Below are 17559 nucleotides of genomic sequence, written 5' to 3'. Positions count from 1 at the left end.
AAGAATAGGAGGTGCAAGGTGAAGTTTCAAAAGCAGTTTGTGCAATCGGTTCGTCTTTATTTTAAGGAAGAAGGAGAAGCATGGCTACAGGAGTTACCTGGAATCATCCATTACTGTGAAGAAAAATGGTCAATGAAAATGGAAAAACCTTACCGTCTCTCTATTAATTATGTTGCTCCTGCTAAGCTTAGGAACGGAAAAGAAATAGTGGTGAAAATTTGTATACCAGGAGCTGACTTTCTTAATGAGCTAGAATCACTACGTTTATTTAAACATCAGGGGATGGTGCAAGTTCTTGACTATGAACCAGGAAAAGGAATTCTCATTTTAGAGAAATTGTCACCTGGATATACGTTAGCTGAAATAGAGGACGACGAAACAGCCTGTTATTTAGCAGCGCAAGTTGTTAGAAGGCTATCCTTTCCTGCTCCAAGAAACACTCGAATTCAAACGACGAGAGCAAGGGAAGAGGAGCTTCGAGATACGGTCAATCGTAATGAGAAAGGATACGGTCCGCTTTCCCAACATGTTCTCGTAAATGCACTAAGCATTTTTGCTAAGCTGAATCAAACAATCGCTCAATATAAGTTGCTTCATGGAGACTTTCATCATTATAATGTACTGGCATCAGAACAGGGAGATTGGGTTGCGATTGATCCAAAGGGATTAATCGGTGAAGTAGAGTATGATTTGATCCAATTTCTTTTAAATCGTCTTCCTGATAAAGGGGTTTATGAAGTAACGAAAAAGCGGATAGAAATTTTAACAAATGAACTGAACTTGAATCTAGAGCGACTCTTTTTGTGGGGATATTGTCATACCGTACTCGCGACAGTGTGGACAGTCGAAGGCATGAGTTATAATAGCTGTTTTTATAGGATGATTTCTATTTTTGAGAGACTATATTTTGAATATTATGGAATTGAAATAGGGTGTTATGTAGATTAAGTAGTGATACACAATGTTGCTTCTATTTAAAAGGCTCAGAGCGATACGCTCTGAGCCTTTTTGATCGATGAAAATGTGAATGATTATTTTTTAGGTTTAAAAGGCCACCAAATTCCTTTACCGAATGAGACAACAACAGCAGGAATTAGAAGTGGTAGAACGATTAGGCCGTAAAGAAGTAAGCCAGTAATGACAATGGTCGCAATTTGCATTAAGCTAAGAACGCCTGAAGGCATCATGGCCCCGAATGTACCGGCTAGGATAATAGCGGCCGTGATGACTACCGTACCCATTTTTGCCATAGAGCGATGCATTGCTTCCCTAATCCCAATGGAAGCTTCTTCGTTAAAACGGTCGAGTAGGAAGATGGAGTAGTCGACACCTAGTGCAATTAACATTACAAATCCAAAGAATGGAACTGCCCATGTGATGCCATCATAGCCTAGTAGGTTAATAAAGATTAACTCCGATATCGCCATTGACGTAAAGTATGTGAGTAACAGCGAACCAATCATAACAAGTGGCATGATCATGGAGCGGAAAAGGATTGTTAGAATAATAAACAAACCGACAAGCATGATAATGACTGTTCTAGTAAAATCACTTGTTGAAATGTCAGATAGGTCACTGTTAATACTTGCTACGCCGTTATAAGCGACAGTTGCATCTTCAAGCGGCGTACCGTCAATCGTTCGTGATACTGTTTCTTTAATTTCTCTTACAGTATCAATAGCTTCCGTAGAATAAGGATCTTTCTTTAAAATAACTTCAAGTGTTACCGCTTTTTGTTCATCGAAGGCATAGCGATCGATGGCAGGCTCAAATTCTTCGTCTTCAAGGGTTCCATCTGGAATAAATACACCTGTATCCCGAAGAGCTTTCGAATTACCCATATCGGTCACGATGTCTGCAGCATCTTGTAAGCCGTTCTTTATTTCATCAAGACCATCAATGGATGAACCCACACCTTTAGATAGTTCAGTAATGCCACCGCTTAGCTCAGACGCCTGACCAGCCTGACCTTGTAGATCCGAAGAGGCGCCAGCGAGGCCCTGTTGGATTTGTCCGAGCTGTTGTTGCACCTGCCCAAGCTGTTCGGAAGCAGCAGCAACATTTTGCGATTGTTGAAGCCCTGCGGAAATAGAGCCAAGTTGATCGTTAATTTGCCCCAGTCCACTTACGGCTTCTTCAAGTCCACCAGCATTACTGCTAGAAGGAATTTGGTTACTAATACTATCCAATCCATTTTGAACTTCGGTTAGGCCGTTTTGAACATCATCGATGCCATTCGTTGCTTCGTTGAGCCCATCCCCAACTTGTGCAAGTTGTGAATCAACATAAAGATCATCAATCACATCTCCTGCTGGTCTTGTAATGGACCTAACGGAATCAACGTTATCATTTTTCTCAATTTCTTTACTAATTGTTTCGATATAAGGAAGATAATCTTCTGTAACAATATCTTGATCCTGCTGAATGATCACTTTAACCGGAAGTGAATCACCTTGGCCGAACCCTTCCTCAATTGCATCTAGTCCTTTAACAGATTCATAGTCACTACCAATCTCGTTTACTGTATTAAACGACAGTTGATCGTCGTAAGTGAAAAGTAGTGGAACCATAATAACAGCGACAACGAGCATAGACCAAATGGGCTTGTTAATAGAGAAACGACCGAACGAAGTCCACAGTTTACTATCTTTGTGGGACGCTGATTTCTTTGAAGGCCAGAACAACTTATCTTTTAATAAGGCCATAAAGAATGGCACAAGCGTAAAGAGGACGAGCATAAGAATCGCGATTCCTACAGCAACCCCAACAGCTGATTTAAATATCGGGAAGTCTGCAAAGCCAATCGCTGCGAAACCGATGAATACAGCTAATCCACTAATTAATAAGGTACGGCCTGCTGTTTTGTACGTATTCACAATCGCATCTTCTACAGAATGCCCTTCAGTTAATTCTTCTTTATACCTGCTTAAGAGGAGGATACAATAGTCTGTTCCAATCCCGAACAGGACGGCAACGAGAAAAATCTGAGTATAGTTGGATACAGGAAAGCCGATCCAATCAATTAAAAAGGCTACGATTGATTGACTTAAGAGATACGTAACCCCTACTGCAAGTAAAGGAATGAAAGGGGTTGTAATCGAACGAAAAACGGCCAATAGTAGAACGAAAATCAACACAACAGTAATGATTTCAGTACGTTCAAGTCCTTTTTGAGCACTTTCATTCACATCGTGATTAATAATGGATTCACCTGTAAGGTAAGCGGTCGTATTGTCTGGAATTAGATCCTGACGAATATGATTGGCGAGTTCATTCACTTCATCGTCTGTTCCATCGACTGTAATGGGAAGAAGAATGGTTTGTTCGTCATCTGAAACAAGTTGATCAGACATCTCTTCACTTTCAAATGGATCAAGTACTTCTTTTATGAGTGAACCTTCTTCAGCAATTTCTTTTGCAATTGAAGAAACTTTTTCTTTAGAGTCCTCATTTACTGGTTCATTGAAGGTAAAGACAAGTGAAATGGTTTCATCGCCCGCACCAGCTTCCTCAAGAATGTCTGCGGCTATTTTCGAATCTGCATTTTCAGGTAATTGAAAGGTTCCAGCATCTTCAGCCTGTTTCGTAAGGTTAGGGGATAAAACAAATAGTACGGCTGTTAGAGCAATAAGTGCAATGGCAATTGGCCATTTGAATTTTAAAATTTGTCTCATTTTGCATCTCCTTCTGCTTTTAAAATTGAACTTAACTTGCGGAAAATACGAAGGAATTCGTCGATTTCCTCTTCATGAAAATCGTTTAAAACAATATTCTCGACATGTTCATAGATCACTTTATCAAATAAGTCGACTACGTCATTTCCTTTTTCAGTAAGCGTAATCGATTTCCCTCTTAGGTCCTCTTCGGAATCAACTGTGACCACAAGTCCTTTCATCTCAAGTTTTTTATAACGGTTTGAAATAGCGCTTTTGTGAACGCCTTGTAAAGAAGCGAGCTTCCCAGGTGAAATACGACCTGATTTAGAAATAATTTGAAGCATCTGAAGCTGCTCTGAAGAATATTCTTCAAATAGTTGATGCTCAAAAGAACGAATAATTCGTTCTGTTCCATACATGATTACTTCTTCGAAAAGCTCAACGGCTTCACATAACTTCTTATTCATTTACCATTCCTCCACTAGTTTACCCTCTAAACATTATTAGTTTACCCTCTAAACTATGGTTTTTGCAACTATTTAATACGCATGAAGTGTGAAGGTCAGTGAAAGGGAGTATTTCAAGATAACGTTTTAAGTTAACGATAAGGTGGAGCGGAAGAATAGGTCTCATTTTAAATAACTTTCAATAAGATCAGTAGGGTATGTTGAAATTCTGTTTCTGTTCACTGATTTTCTTTTTCAATACACGAGAAATCTACCAAATGATAAAATAAAATGTAAATTTGCAGAATTTTGGCACAATATGTATTGCATAATACGATCGGCGGTATTATGATTAAAGAAACCATCGCTTGTTCGCTAAAACGAAAGGGAGGAATGAGAATGAAGAGTACTGGTGTTGTTAGAAAAATTGATGAACTAGGCCGAATTGTCATTCCAAAAGAACTCCGACGAACTTTAGATATTAACGTGAAAGATCCAATTGAAATCTTCACAAGTGAAAACAGGGTGGTCTTACAAAAGTATCAGGCAGATATGGCATGTATGGTTACTGGAGAGATATTAGACGAAAATCAAACATTTGGAAATGGAAACATTGTTCTTAGTCCAGAAGGAATGGCGCTTCTGAGAGAAGAATTGGAAATGAAGTTAGGAAAGAAAAATGAGGAAATACTTAAAGCGAAATAAGTGTTATCTGTAACACCCTTCCAAAGGAGAAGGGTGTTTTTTGTTAACAGTAAGTTAATGAAAGTTGTTGGATATCCAATAGAATAGCTGAAAATTTGGGGGGGTTATCATATAAGCTAATATACCTTCTAACAATTGAGATTCTTTATAAAGATCATATAGGATAGCGCGGGAACTTTTCTACTAATGTAAGTTAAAATGATAAAAAGATAAGCGTGGCTAATAACGTAATTTCAATAATAGCTCTCTTAAATGAGGATCTTCCATCATTGAAGACCCAAATTTTCTTGTAATTTCAGTTAATGCAATATCATGATAGAAGAACTCTGTGAAAAAGGTAACTAGTGGTCGTGATTTGGTGTGAATGGCCTGCCAGCTTGTATCTTCAATTCCGGCAAATAGAACGTCCTCATTATCTACAATAACAATACGACTCCGCTCTAACTTTTGGTGAGCGCTGTCGGGAATTAAAGTTGTTACATTTTTAAGATTAGAATCTATCTCTCCAATTGAATGTAATTCAACGATAACGCCTTCAGCTTCTTTTTCCGCAAGCAAGGAGAGGTGTTGCTCGATATCATCGGCCCAGCCCGAAAAGATAATAGAGCTCGATGATTGTTGAAGTAACTCTGAGACAAGGGAATGAATCGACTGATCTTCTTTAAGTGTCCAAACGCGATCATCTGCTTGCTTCTTACGAGTTTGAATTGATTTTAATTGTGTAATATTTTCGTTGAAATCACTTTTAAGCTTGGTAATCGCTGAATCAATTGGAAGAGCGGTATAAAGTCTTTTTTTCTCAGTGGTTGATTCTAACACCATCCCTTTCTCAATCATACGACGGATAACGTCATAAACCTTGGAACGAGGGACACCAGAACGTTTTACAATAGCCGTGGCATCCAGTGCTTCATCTATTGTAATCAGTGCTTCATAGACTTGACTTTCATATTGAGTAAATCCAAACTCTTGCAGCATTTATCGATTCTCCTTGCTTCATCTAATCTTTTCTATAATGATAGCACATCAACTGACCAGTCAAAAGCGTCCTTCATTTACCTATTGCCTTCCATCCTAAAAAGAGTTACTCTTTTAGTGGTAACTTAATAAGAGAGGTGCAAGAGGTAATGAATAAACGTGTTTACTTACTTACGATTGTTTCATTTGTAGTAGGAATGGTGGAATTAATTATAGGAGGAATTCTTGATCTTGTAGCAGAAGATCTTCAAATAAGTTTAGGGAAGACAGGTTTATTAATTAGTGTTTTCTCTATCGTATTTGCATTAATGGGTCCAGTTCTACTTTCTGTAACTGCAAAGATAGAACGGAAAAAATTGATGCTATTCTCACTCGTTATTTTTTTAATAGGAAATCTAATCGCAGTCATTAGTACAACGTTTAGTCTGTTAATGACTGCGAGAATCATCTCGGCGGCAAGTGGTTCTCTTCTTGTTGTGCTATGTGTCACTATTGCTTCAAATATAGTAAAACAGGAATATCGCGCAAGAGCTATAGGGGTTGTATTTATGGGGATTAGCGCTTCTCTAGTTTTGGGAGTGCCAATTGGATTAATGCTTGGAAATGCTTTCGGATGGAAAGCGCCTTTTATTTTAATCCTAGTTCTCACACTGTTATCAATGGTGGGAGTTACCTTGTTTATGGAGAAGATTCAGCCTAAACCCGCGATTCCACTTCGAAAACAGCTACAAACCCTGAAAGATAGCCGTGTATTTTCAGCACAGTTAACATCCTTAATGTTTTTAACAGGTCACCTAACTCTTTATGGATATCTAACGCCGTTTCTCAAAACAACGCTTGGATTATCAGGAAGTTGGGTAAGTATTGTTTATCTGATCTTTGGAGTGGCTGCAGTTGCCGGGGGCGGACTAGGTGGAATGGCTTCAGATCGATTTGGAACAAGACCAACAATACTTATATCGATTATGGTTTTTGCTGTTGCAATGTTTATTATTCCCTTTTCAACTTTCTCCTTTCCGGTCTTTCTTATCATAATGGTAATTTGGAGTATGCTGAGCTGGGGGATCACACCTGCACAACAAAGCTATTTAATTGAACTTGCGCCAGAATCATCTGATATTCAACAAAGCCTGAATAATTCTGCTCTTCACCTCGGAATTGCACTGGGCTCCTCGGTTGGAGCTTTTGTCATTGAAAACAGTTCAGTTGAAATGAATGCCACTGTTGGAAGTGCCTTTATTTTACTTTCACTTGCTGCCGCGGTATTTTCTATGAAGAGAGATAGCAGGAAAGCGTCAACGCAATTGAACAATCAAGCAGGTTAGTTGAGATTAAGAATTGATTTTGAAATAATATGGATAGACAATCCAAAAGGAGAGTTTACTCATGAATGTATTGGTTATTGGAGCAAACGGCCAGGTAGGTCAGAAAGTTGTTAATCTACTTGATAATAACAAAGACCATTCCTTAAAGGCGATGGTCCGAAAGAAAGAACAGGCGGATGAATTAGCAAACCGCGGAATTGAATCAGTAGTAGCGAGTCTTGAAGACTCAGTCGATACCATTTCTGAGGCTATGAAAGGGAGCGACGCCGTTATTTTTGCTGCTGGTTCTGGTGGAAGTACTGGATCAGATAAAACATTATTAGTAGATCTAGATGGAGCAGTAAAAACGATCGAAGCAGCTGAAAAACTTGGCATTAAGCGTTATGTGATGTTGAGTGCACTTCAAGCACACAACAGAGAAAATTGGAGTGAGGCATTATTGCCATACTACGCTGCAAAACATTACGCTGATAAAGCGTTAGAAGCAAGTTCATTGGACTATACTATTGTGCGCCCAGGTGGTCTTTTAAACGAAGAAGGAACTGGCAAGGTGTCAATCGCTGAGAATCTAGGACGTGGATCGATTCCACGTGATGATGTAGCTGAGGTTATCGTGTCTACACTAATGAAGCAAAATACGATTCGCCGATCTTTCGATTTGATTTGTGGGGATAGCTTGATTACTCAGTCAATAGGATCTCTATAATAATAAGGTGACCGATTCTTTATGCGAAAGAATCGGTTTCCTTACTTTTTCTTATTTAAAGAATACAAAATGCTGTTGAGTTTACGGTAAGAGATCTTTACAATATGTATTGAGTACATAAATCTTTTCATCTAAAAGGAGTCTAACTATGGAAAAAGTATTGATTTTCGGACATAAAAATCCTGATACGGATACGATCACTTCTGCTCTCGTTTATGCCGATTTAAAAAGGAAGCTTGGCATGAATGTAGAGGCAGTCCGCCTTGGTGCAGTCAATGGAGAAACACAATACGCATTAGATCAATTTAATGTGGAAGCTCCACGAATGGTTCAAACCGTTTCGAATGAAACAAATGAGGTTATTCTTGTGGACCACAACGAACGTCAACAGAGTGCTGAGGATATTGAAAATGTTCGGATTCTAGAAGTGATTGATCATCATCGCATTGCGAACTTCGAAACAGCTGATCCTGTTTATTACAGAGCAGAGCCGGTTGGTTGTACAGCAACGATTCTAAATAAGTTATACAAAGAGAAGAATGTTCAGGTTGATAAAAACATAGCTGGTCTTATGCTTTCTGCGATCATTTCTGACTCTCTTCTTTTCAAATCACCAACATGTACGGAGGAAGATATAGCTGCGGCTAGCGAACTTGCTGAAATAGCGGGGGTAAATGCCGAAACATATGGTCTTGAAATGCTTAAGGCTGGGGCGGATATGAGCAGTAAAACGCCTGCTGAACTGATCTCTCTTGATGCGAAAGAATTTGGTATGGGAGATTCTAAAGTGGAAGTAGCTCAAGTTAACGTTGTTGATACTCTCGATGTTCTTGCTCGTCAGGATGTGGTTGAAGAGGAAATGAGGAAAACGATCGAAGCTAAGGGTCTTGATCTTTTCTTACTTGTTGTAACGGACATTCTTACAAATAACTCAACGGCTTTAGCACTAGGTAAACAAGCAAATAAAGTCGAGAAGGCTTTTGATGTCACATTAATTGAAAACCTTGCTGTACTTGAAGGCGTTGTTTCTCGTAAGAAACAAATCGTTCCTGTTCTAACAGAAACGTTTACAGCTTAATGATCGTTCCAAACGTGGACAGATTCTAAGGGGATCTGTCCACGTTTTATTCATTTATTGTGAAAAAACACCATAAAAGTCATACTAAATATACACGTCAGAATTTATGAAACTGCTTTCTAATAGGTTCATAATCAAAAAGTTTCCCTTCGTAAATTAGTAACAGCCTTTCGCATTTGCGAAAATCATCTGGAGTGACAAGTGCTGGAAGCTTGTCCCAAAGTTGAATGCCGGAACGATGAAGAACTTCAGCAACAAATTGAGAACAAAAATAAGAATTACTAAACTCAATAGGTTCATTTATTGAAACCCCCAGAACGCCGAGAATATTGTACAAAAATCGCTGTTTGTTTCGAATGAATATCTTTAGCAAGCGCTTCATTTTGTGCACATCACGTTCTGTTACGTTGAGTTCATAGATCACACATGTCGTCTTGGGGTATCGACGGTATGTTCCCGTTAGGACATCCTCTTTCACAAATCCACCATTTAGAGGATTGCCAGGTTTTTTTCTTCCAAAGCTATACATATCATTTAATTCTTCATCGAAGGCAAGTGATGCATGATTGTAAGGAGCTTTAGTATATTTTTTAATCGATTTTGTAAAGAGCGTACCGGTATCAGAAAGTAAAATATATATTTTTTGACTCATCATGGCATCCTTATACATTTGACGTTTACTCTCATTATACATAAATAGATTGATAAGGAGGTACCTCTTCTGGAAAGCACAATATGGATATTGGCAACTATTTTAATAGGTCTTTTATTTGCACAGGCTGTTTTTCTTGTTGCGAAGAATAAGCAGCCAAACAAGGACTTTACGGGACTATCGTTAAAAGTAAAAACGTGGTGGGGCATGTTTGTTGTTTTTTGTCTTGCCACACTATTTAACCCAATTGTTTCCTTGTTTTCTTTAATGATATTAAGCTTTTTCGCATTAAAAGAATATTACTCAATGATGAAAACTCGGAAAGCTGATAGAAGGATTTTTCTATGGTCCTATGTCGCTATCCCACTCCAATTCTATTGGGTCCTAATCGATTGGTATGGAATGTTCATTGTGTTTATACCAGTTTATGTTTTCTTATTGCTACCGCTTCCACGTATTATAGGAAAAGGGACGCTAGGTTTTCTAAGATCAGTTAGTTCGACTCAATGGGGTTTAATGCTAATGGTTTTTGGTCTAAGCCACCTTGCCTATTTCCAAATAGCTAGCCCAATTTATGGAGCCAATTTAGTGTTATTTCTTGTATTACTAACTCAGGTAAATGATGCAGTTCATTACATCATTTCTCTTTATGTAGGCAAGCGTAAAGTCGTTCCATCCTCCAATCCTTATCTTACCTTAGAAGGATTTTTATGCGCAATTATCGTTACAACAGCACTAGCCTATACGTTATTTCCTTATTTAACCCCTTTTGGTACGTTGTTTGGAGTTTTATCAGGAGTACTAATCAGCGTCGCTGGCTTTCTTGGTAGTCTAACAATTTCCGTGCTGAAAAGGGACCTCTTACTTGGTGACGATCGAAGAATGAAAGCTTTGGAGGGAAATTACTTAAATAGAGTGGATAGTCTTGCATACACATCACCTGTTTACTTTCATGTAATTCGGTACTTTTTTGATTTTATGTAAGTAAAAGAGCATGTTTCATACAGCGAGGAATAATATTTTAGCTTGTCGTTATTGAGAAGGCGACAAAATAAAGCACGACAGCAGAAAATACCGCGGTCGTGCTTTACATTTATTCCCCTAGCAAAGATAAGCCACCATCGACAATAATCGTTTGCCCACGAATCATACGTGCTGCTGGAGTTGTTAAGAAATAAGCGGCATCTGCCATATCTGTAGGCTCTACAAGGCGTCCAGCTGGATTTCTTTCCTTAGCAGATTCTAATAATTCTTCTCTGTTTGGAAAATGTTTAAGTGCGTCCGTATCCACAGCGCCACCAGAAACAGCGTTCACGACAATTCCTTTTGGTGATAATTCAACAGCGAGATAGCGAGTAATCGCTTCTACGGATGCTTTAGATACGCCAACAGCAACATAATTTGGAAGTGCCCTGATTGATCCAAGACTTGATAGGGCTACAATCGCTCCTCCACCATTTTTCTCCATGATTTTAGCGGCTTCTTGTGCAGCAAATAGATATGCTTTAGCATTGATGTTCTGTGTCCAATCCCAATGACTTTCTTCTATTTCCATTAGAGGTCTTAAAACACCTGAAGCGGCATTGTTAACAAATACATCAAGTCGACCAAATGTTTCTTCTGTTTCATGAAATAAAGAAGTGATTTGCTTCACTTCACCAACATTTGCTTTAACGATATGTACTGTAATGCCATATTCGCTTTCTAATTCTTGTTTTGTTTGTTCCGCATCTTTCTTCTTTCTCATAAAGTTGAGAACAAGGTTGTAGCCTTCGGAAGCAAATTTTCGTGCTATTGCTTTACCGATACCTCTTGTTCCGCCTGTGATTAGCGCTACTTTATTACTCATCATAAGTCACCTCTTCAATATTTACTCCAACCTATCATACAGGAACAAGAAGCATGTGAAAAGTTTCGTGAAATCAAACTGAGGAGAATTGGTAGGAAAAGCTTTTAAGGTAGAGGGTGTATTCATTGGGAAAGAATACAATTATGATATACTTTCATCTAGAAACAAATTATGCTAAATAGTTGAGTGGAGCATGGAGATGAAAGTGAAAGTATTAAAATCAGTTTTGGTCAAAACTGCCAGTAAACTGTTTATTTAGGGAGCTGATTTGGAGAAAACTTTTTTAGGGAAAGTCTGGATGTGATGAGTCTCCTTGGTTTAGGGATCCAATACTTGAGAGAAGTGTTGGAGACAGACATTATGTATAATTGCAGCTTTTGTTTTAGGGGAGGCATTATAAACTAAAAGCGCTTTCGTGGATTGGTAAGATGATTTTTTATGAAAAACACATCCAAAGTAGACTGAGTAACGTTAGCTATACATAAGCTTCCTGCCTCTTCAGGCTAGCGTCAGTTGCGATGAAAAGGAGAATGATATGAGAGAACTTAACGATGCCGAGCTGTATGTTAAGGTGCAGGCAAAGGATAAAGAAGCTCTCTCATCTCTTTACGATCGATATGAAAAGTTGTTATATTCTTTCTCATATCGAATTGTAAAAGATGGAGGACTTGCAGAAGAAGTTATGCAAGAAGTGTTCATAAAGCTATGGAAAGGGAAGGCCGAGTATAGTGCTGACAAAGGGAAATTCTCTTCTTGGCTCCTTACAATGACGCGGCATACGGCAATTGATTTGCTCCGCAAGCAATCAAAAGAGCCAGATTTTGAACTGGATGAACGAGACTCTCTTCATAGCGATGAATCTTCAGTGGAAGATCAGGTTGAATGGAAAGAGCGAGGACAGATACTTCGTACAGCTGTATCAAAACTTAAAGATGAGCAACAGAAAATAATTGAAATGTTCTATTTTAAAGGAATGACGCACAAAAAGATCTCTGAAGAGTTCGACCTCCCTCTGGGTACTGTGAAAGGCCGAATTCGGCTAGCGCTCAAACATTTAAATACCAGTCTCAGAGAGAAAGGAGGGGTCTCAGATGAAAGCAAATTGTGAGCAACTACTTGACTATTTTAATGAAACCTTATCAGAAGAAGAGAAAGAACAGTTCGAAACTCACCTTTTATCTTGTGAAGAGTGCAGAGAGGAGTTAAAGGAGCTGGAAGAATTGACAGGTGACCTTCCTTATCTCTCTATACCAGAAAAACCACCCGCTGGCATGAAAGATCGTGTTTTGACAAGTGTGTTTGAGAGCGATGCTGAAGAAGTAGGTAACAATGAAGTCGAAAATCCGGAAGAGAAACAAAGTAATACAGTAATAGATCTGCAGACAGAAAGAAAATCAAGACAGAGGAAGTGGGTAGCGCCCGCATTAGCAGCAGCACTTTTTCTCTCCCTTGGTGGAAATTTGTATACGTATATAAACGAATCTGATGGCGAGATAGATAATTCAGAACAAATTTCATCTCTCATCAAAGCTGTACAACTACAGCCAACTGAAGCAGAAGCTTCAGCAGGATCTGCAGCGCTTATGAACGAAGATGGTAAAATGAATTTAGTGGTACAAGTGAACGATGTATCAGGAGTTCAAGGTGATCAAGTGTATCAAGTTTGGTTACTTGAAGATGAAAAACCATACCGCGCAGGCTCTTTTGTTCCGAATCAGGAAGGAAAAGGTGAGGTAGCTTATCAGGTAGATTATGAAGGTGAGCACGACTGGGATGCTGTCGCGATTACCCTTGAACCGGACAATACAAGTGAAACGCCTAAAGGGAAAATTATATTAAGTTCAGGTTTATAGAACACAAAAAGCAGAGACGTAAAATACGTCTCTTTTTTTTATATAATAATAGAGAACGGCTGAATTATAGAATATAACGTAAAACAAATACAATATATGAAAGGGTTTTTAGTAAAGGAGTATGGGGTATATTATACTAAATTCTTATAAAAATTTGAAAATAAGTTCGGTTTTGCTTATGATTAGTAACGATGTGGTTATTATTTTAAAATATTTTTGAGGTCCACATAATAAATGTAGGAGTGGAGAGAATGAACAAAGTTACTAACGTTTTTTGGATAGGAATCGCTATTGCGATTGTCTTCGTTGGTTGGGGGGTGCTGATGCCAGATAACCTTAATCAGGTTATGACGGTATCCCAAAATTTCTTCTTAGATCAATTTGGTTGGTTTTATCAGCTTGCCGCAACTTTCTTTTTAATATTTGCAATTTATTTGATTTTTAGTCGGTTTGGGCATATCAAGCTAGGAAAGGATACAGATAAGCCTGAATATAGCAGGCTCACCTGGTTTGCTATGCTCTTTAGCGCCGGGATGGGAATAGGGCTATTGTTCTTTGGTGTATCAGAACCAATGTCCCACTTTTCTACCCCGCCATATGGTGAAGGAGGAACGGTTGAAGCCGCGCACCTTTCCCTTCGATATACATATTTACATTGGGGATTCCATGCATGGGCTATATACGCAACCATCGCTTTAGCGCTAGCTTATTATAAATTTAGAAAAGGGGCGCCGGGATTAATGAGCGCAACGCTTTATCCACTATTAGGAGATAAAGTGAAAGGCCCTATCGGGATTACAGTAGATATTATTGCAGTATTTGCGACAATATTTGGCGTTGCCGCTTCTCTAGGGCTTGGGGCTCAACAAATTAACGGTGGTTTAAGTTATTTAACAAACATACCTAATAATTTCACAATTCAATTAATTATTATTGCGATTATCACTGTTCTTTTTACTGTTTCAGCAGGAACAGGAATAAAGAGGGGGATAAGGTATTTAAGTAATGCTAATATGGCGCTTGCTGTATTATTGCTTATCATGTTTGTCATTCTCGGACCAACAAAATTTGTGTTAGATTTATTTGTCACTACTTTCGGAGAATACGTTCAAAATATATTTGCTATGGGCATGAGACTTGCTCCAATGAATGCAGAAAGTGAAACGTGGATTCAAGATTGGACAATCTTTTATTGGGCATGGTGGATTGCCTGGTCTCCTTTTGTTGGGACATTTATTGCAAGGGTCTCGAAAGGAAGAACGATTAGAGAGTTTATGATAGCCGTAACAGTTGTACCAACAGTCGTTTGTGCCTTTTGGTTTGGCGTATTTGGAGGATCTGGTATTTTCTTTGATTTTACTCAAGGAACAGATATAGCAGGTCAAAGCCTTGAGACGGGGTTATTTTTCTTATACGAACAACTTCCGCTCGGTGGTATTTTAACTATCGTTACACTATTGTTAATCTCTACATTCTTTATTACATCTGCTGATTCAGCTACATTTGTGCTTGGAATGCAAACAACAAATGGAAGTTTGAATCCTCCGAACTATGTGAAATTCACCTGGGGATTTTTGTTATCAGCATCAGCAATCGTTCTAATGATTACGGGTGGACTTGAAAGTATGCAGACGGCTATAATCGTTAGTGCTTTCCCACTTACAATTATTCTGTTATTTACGTGCTGGGGAATGATTAAATCATTTAATGAAGAAGTACCAAGAAAGCAACGTAGTACGGATAAGAAAGCCAAGTCCAAAAAAGATCTAAAAACGGTTTAAAATAAAACCTTTGGAGAACATTCTCCAAAGGTTTTTTAAATAGAGCTAGATACCGAGGAAAAGAAGATAAGCAATATGAGCGGTCTAACATTAACTTCCGATCAAATAAAAGCAGGGATGGAATACGCAATGTTGGCAGAATGAATCAAATTTCGCTATTATTAATGTATGTGGACTAAAAACGAGAAAACAATCATACAAAGCTGGTGGTCTCGTTTGGCTGCTACAGACCCCGGCAGGACTAGGTTACATCAAGCAGCAAGAATAACGATTAGCGTTTTTTCTTCCGTCATGACAATGCTGTGGTTGACCACAGTACTTGGAATATCATTTACCCCAGCTATTCTTGCTGGGGTGGTAAGTCTTTTATCATTATTGCTTGTGAATGATGACACAGATAAAAAGAAAAAAATCACTGCCCTTTTGTTAGTTATTTCTAGTATAATTTGGCTAACACTTCGAACATTGCTTAGTTCTATTCCATTTGTTACGGATGGTTTGTTTTTACTTGTGATCTTTTTTGCTTACTACTTACAACATTATGGTTTTCGATATTTTGGACTATTTATGATTGCTTTTTTATCAATCTATTTTTCAACCTTATTGAAACTTCAACCATCCGATTTGCTCGGTTTTATCCTCGGAATTGTTGTCGGGGGAGCATACTCGTATCTTTATCACTTTATTCTGTTCAGAAATCGTCCTAAAAGACAGCTCAGTCGAAGTATGAAGTCGTTTCATATTCAAACAAATCTAACGCTAGATCTCGTACTTGATGCCATTGCAGATCCGACTCCGAATCGCTATAGAGCCTTGTTATTAAAGCGAGATGTAAGAAAACTTAATGAGTATGCACAGGTTATTTCAAGCCAATTAACAACGACTGATCCAGGAGAAGTCTGGAGTGGTATAGACGCTGAGCAACTTAGAATGTACGTCTTTGATGCAGAAATGTTAATTGAAACACTTTACCCAGCAGTTAAAAGAATGAAAGAACTTCATGCACTTGAACATAATGAAGTGAGAAAATTGCTATATAAAGTCGTTGAATCCATTAGAGACGCTGAGGTGTTACGAAGCCACGATATCGTTGGAAACTTAAAGCAAACACAGACCGTTATCAAAGAATTAAAAAATCAGCTGATCGAATTACGAATATCTAATCATCAAAATAAAGATTGGTTATGGTTAATTAGGAGAATAGAGTCGATTGCCAATCATCTTATTGAAAGTTCAAACGAACTCGGAGCTAGACGGATGGCAAATATTGAAGAACAAGTTCGATTAGACGATCCAGAAGAAGTAAAGAAAGAAAATGTTCAAGAAAGTGAAAAATCAAATCAACCAAGAGCAGCTACAAAGAAGGCGCTCCAAGCTATCGTAGCAGGCGCAGTGGCTATTTTCTTAGGTTATTTTCTTTCACCTACTCACCAGTACTGGGTTCTCCTCTCTGCATTTGTAGTACTTTTAGGAACGGATACCGTTGGAATGACGTTACAAAAAGCTTTTCAACGGTCACTGGGAACTATTTTCGGCGCGGTTGCAGGTTTTGGCCTGGCGCATCTTCTTGAAGGAAGGCTTGTCTTAGAGTTAATTGCATTATTTTGCTGTATCTTTATGGCGTTTTATTTGCTATCCATTTCGTATGCGATGATGATGTTTTGGATGACAATGCTAATCGCAATTATGTACGATTTTATCCTAGGTGGGATTACAGAACAGATTCTAATAGCTCGCGTGTTTGATACGTTAGCAGGAGCATTCATTGGCTTTCTAGCGGCAGCAGTGATCTATCCTAAAACTACACGTGAAAAGGTTGCAGATACTGCGGAAGATTTTCTTAATAAATTAAATGAGTATGTGTCGGATTATCTTGAATCCTTTTCACATACTGAAAAGAATTTTAATTTTACAAATCAGGCGTTTGGTATTGATGAACAAATGCGAAAAATCGTTGAAGATGCGAGGCCGCTTCGTAATCGACCTGCTATTCTTGCCCGATCAGGGATTGAACGCTGGTTAACTGTACTAACAGCGATTAATTATTTTGCTAAACATCTATTGGCTTCGACAAATCGAAATAACCGTTCAACTATCATAGAAGGATCAGAGAACACACTTTTCGAGGTTAATGAAGTGATTAAACATAATGTCCATACATTACTTAAACTATTAAAAGGTGAAACAGGGTTAACGATGTATAGTTTAAATAAAGAAAGAGAGCATATTGAAGGTCTTTCAGAAAAAGTTGAATATGCAGATGTAAATTTGAAAAAGTTTGTAAATGACCTCTATTATATATGGAGAATTAACCAGTCACTATTGATATTAGGGAAGGAACTTGGCTCAATAAAGAATAAAGAAGCATCTGATCATTTTAATACAAATCGTAACCTGGAGCAGTAACGCACCGGGTTATTTTTTGTTGAGCAAAATGTTGATGGGGCGATTGAAACTAAGCTTTCATTCGAATAAACCAGAAATCAATACATCTAAATATAGGCTAACTAATCCTTAATGAAGTGACTTG

15 protein-coding genes are annotated in these 17559 nt (G+C 38.3%); 10 read left to right on the top strand and 5 right to left on the bottom strand.

The window, feature by feature from the left end:
• Positions 1–18 precede the first annotated feature (18 nt).
• Positions 19–948, top strand: coding sequence for an aminoglycoside phosphotransferase family protein (locus AC0VYH_RS13685; protein WP_475372633.1), 930 nt, complete (start codon positions 19–21; stop codon positions 946–948).
• An 83-nt stretch (positions 949–1031) separates the two neighbouring features.
• Here AC0VYH_RS13685 and AC0VYH_RS13680 read toward each other — a convergent pair whose 3' ends face one another.
• Positions 1032–3674: an MMPL family transporter gene (locus tag AC0VYH_RS13680; RefSeq protein WP_475372632.1), complete on the bottom strand. Its 2643-nt coding sequence runs from the start codon at positions 3672–3674 to the stop codon at positions 1032–1034.
• The gene (locus AC0VYH_RS13675) at positions 3671–4123 is read right to left on the bottom strand and encodes a MarR family winged helix-turn-helix transcriptional regulator (protein ID WP_430246046.1); all 453 of its coding nucleotides are present in this window, start codon (positions 4121–4123) and stop codon (positions 3671–3673) included. The genes AC0VYH_RS13680 and AC0VYH_RS13675 overlap by 4 nt, the downstream gene beginning before the upstream one ends.
• Positions 4124–4501: 378 nt before the next feature.
• Here AC0VYH_RS13675 and AC0VYH_RS13670 point away from each other — a divergent pair, with 378 nt between their 5' ends.
• Positions 4502–4807 carry an AbrB/MazE/SpoVT family DNA-binding domain-containing protein gene (locus AC0VYH_RS13670; RefSeq protein ID WP_194222036.1) on the top strand — a complete coding sequence of 102 codons (306 nt, stop codon included), beginning with the start codon at positions 4502–4504 and terminating at the stop codon, positions 4805–4807.
• A gap of 219 nt (positions 4808–5026) precedes the next feature.
• On the opposite strand, the gene AC0VYH_RS13665 is transcribed toward AC0VYH_RS13670, so the two are convergent.
• Positions 5027–5785: a TrmB family transcriptional regulator gene (locus tag AC0VYH_RS13665; protein WP_430246048.1), complete on the bottom strand. Its 759-nt coding sequence runs from the start codon at positions 5783–5785 to the stop codon at positions 5027–5029.
• Between the two features lie 149 nt (positions 5786–5934).
• On the opposite strand from AC0VYH_RS13665, the gene AC0VYH_RS13660 reads away from it, so the two are divergent.
• The 3 genes from AC0VYH_RS13660 to AC0VYH_RS13650 all read left to right on the top strand — a co-directional run bounded on the left by AC0VYH_RS13660 (position 5935) and on the right by AC0VYH_RS13650 (position 8894).
• Positions 5935–7110 (top strand): MFS transporter, encoded by a 1176-nt coding sequence (locus AC0VYH_RS13660; RefSeq protein WP_475372631.1) that lies wholly within the window; start codon positions 5935–5937, stop codon positions 7108–7110.
• A gap of 61 nt (positions 7111–7171) precedes the next feature.
• Positions 7172–7816, top strand: coding sequence for an SDR family oxidoreductase (locus tag AC0VYH_RS13655; RefSeq protein ID WP_430246052.1), 645 nt, complete (start codon positions 7172–7174; stop codon positions 7814–7816).
• A gap of 148 nt (positions 7817–7964) precedes the next feature.
• Positions 7965–8894 carry a manganese-dependent inorganic pyrophosphatase gene (locus AC0VYH_RS13650; RefSeq protein ID WP_475372630.1) on the top strand — a complete coding sequence of 310 codons (930 nt, stop codon included), beginning with the start codon at positions 7965–7967 and terminating at the stop codon, positions 8892–8894.
• 97 nt (positions 8895–8991) lie between these two features.
• Here the strand turns inward: AC0VYH_RS13650 and AC0VYH_RS13645 are convergent, their stop codons facing one another.
• A complete protein-coding gene (locus AC0VYH_RS13645) occupies positions 8992–9546 on the bottom strand; it encodes a hypothetical protein (RefSeq protein ID WP_475372629.1) in 555 nt (184 codons plus the stop codon).
• Positions 9547–9645: 99 nt separating this feature from the next.
• Here AC0VYH_RS13645 and AC0VYH_RS13640 point away from each other — a divergent pair, with 99 nt between their 5' ends.
• The gene (locus tag AC0VYH_RS13640; protein WP_475373792.1) at positions 9646–10530 is read left to right on the top strand and encodes a phosphatidate cytidylyltransferase; all 885 of its coding nucleotides are present in this window, start codon (positions 9646–9648) and stop codon (positions 10528–10530) included.
• A 109-nt stretch (positions 10531–10639) separates the two neighbouring features.
• Here the strand turns inward: AC0VYH_RS13640 and fabL are convergent, their stop codons facing one another.
• A complete protein-coding gene (gene fabL, locus AC0VYH_RS13635; protein WP_475372628.1) occupies positions 10640–11398 on the bottom strand; it encodes an enoyl-[acyl-carrier-protein] reductase FabL in 759 nt (252 codons plus the stop codon).
• Between the two features lie 532 nt (positions 11399–11930).
• Here fabL and AC0VYH_RS13630 point away from each other — a divergent pair.
• From AC0VYH_RS13630 to AC0VYH_RS13615, 4 genes are all read left to right on the top strand, one after another.
• On the top strand, positions 11931–12503 hold the full coding sequence (locus tag AC0VYH_RS13630) for an RNA polymerase sigma factor (RefSeq protein ID WP_194222029.1): 573 nt from the start codon (positions 11931–11933) through the stop codon (positions 12501–12503).
• Positions 12487–13248, top strand: coding sequence for an anti-sigma factor (locus AC0VYH_RS13625; protein ID WP_430246060.1), 762 nt, complete (start codon positions 12487–12489; stop codon positions 13246–13248). Before AC0VYH_RS13630 ends, AC0VYH_RS13625 begins: the two co-directional genes overlap by 17 nt.
• 251 nt (positions 13249–13499) lie before the next feature.
• The gene (locus tag AC0VYH_RS13620; protein WP_475372627.1) at positions 13500–15029 is read left to right on the top strand and encodes a glycine betaine uptake BCCT transporter; all 1530 of its coding nucleotides are present in this window, start codon (positions 13500–13502) and stop codon (positions 15027–15029) included.
• Positions 15030–15245: 216 nt separating this feature from the next.
• On the top strand, positions 15246–17435 hold the full coding sequence (locus AC0VYH_RS13615; protein ID WP_430246064.1) for an FUSC family protein: 2190 nt from the start codon (positions 15246–15248) through the stop codon (positions 17433–17435).
• The last annotated feature ends 124 nt before the right edge of the window (positions 17436–17559 follow it).

It is taken from the genome of Anaerobacillus sp. QJM3NY_32, assembly GCF_056173645.1.
This window is presented reverse-complemented; position numbering and strand designations above follow the sequence as displayed.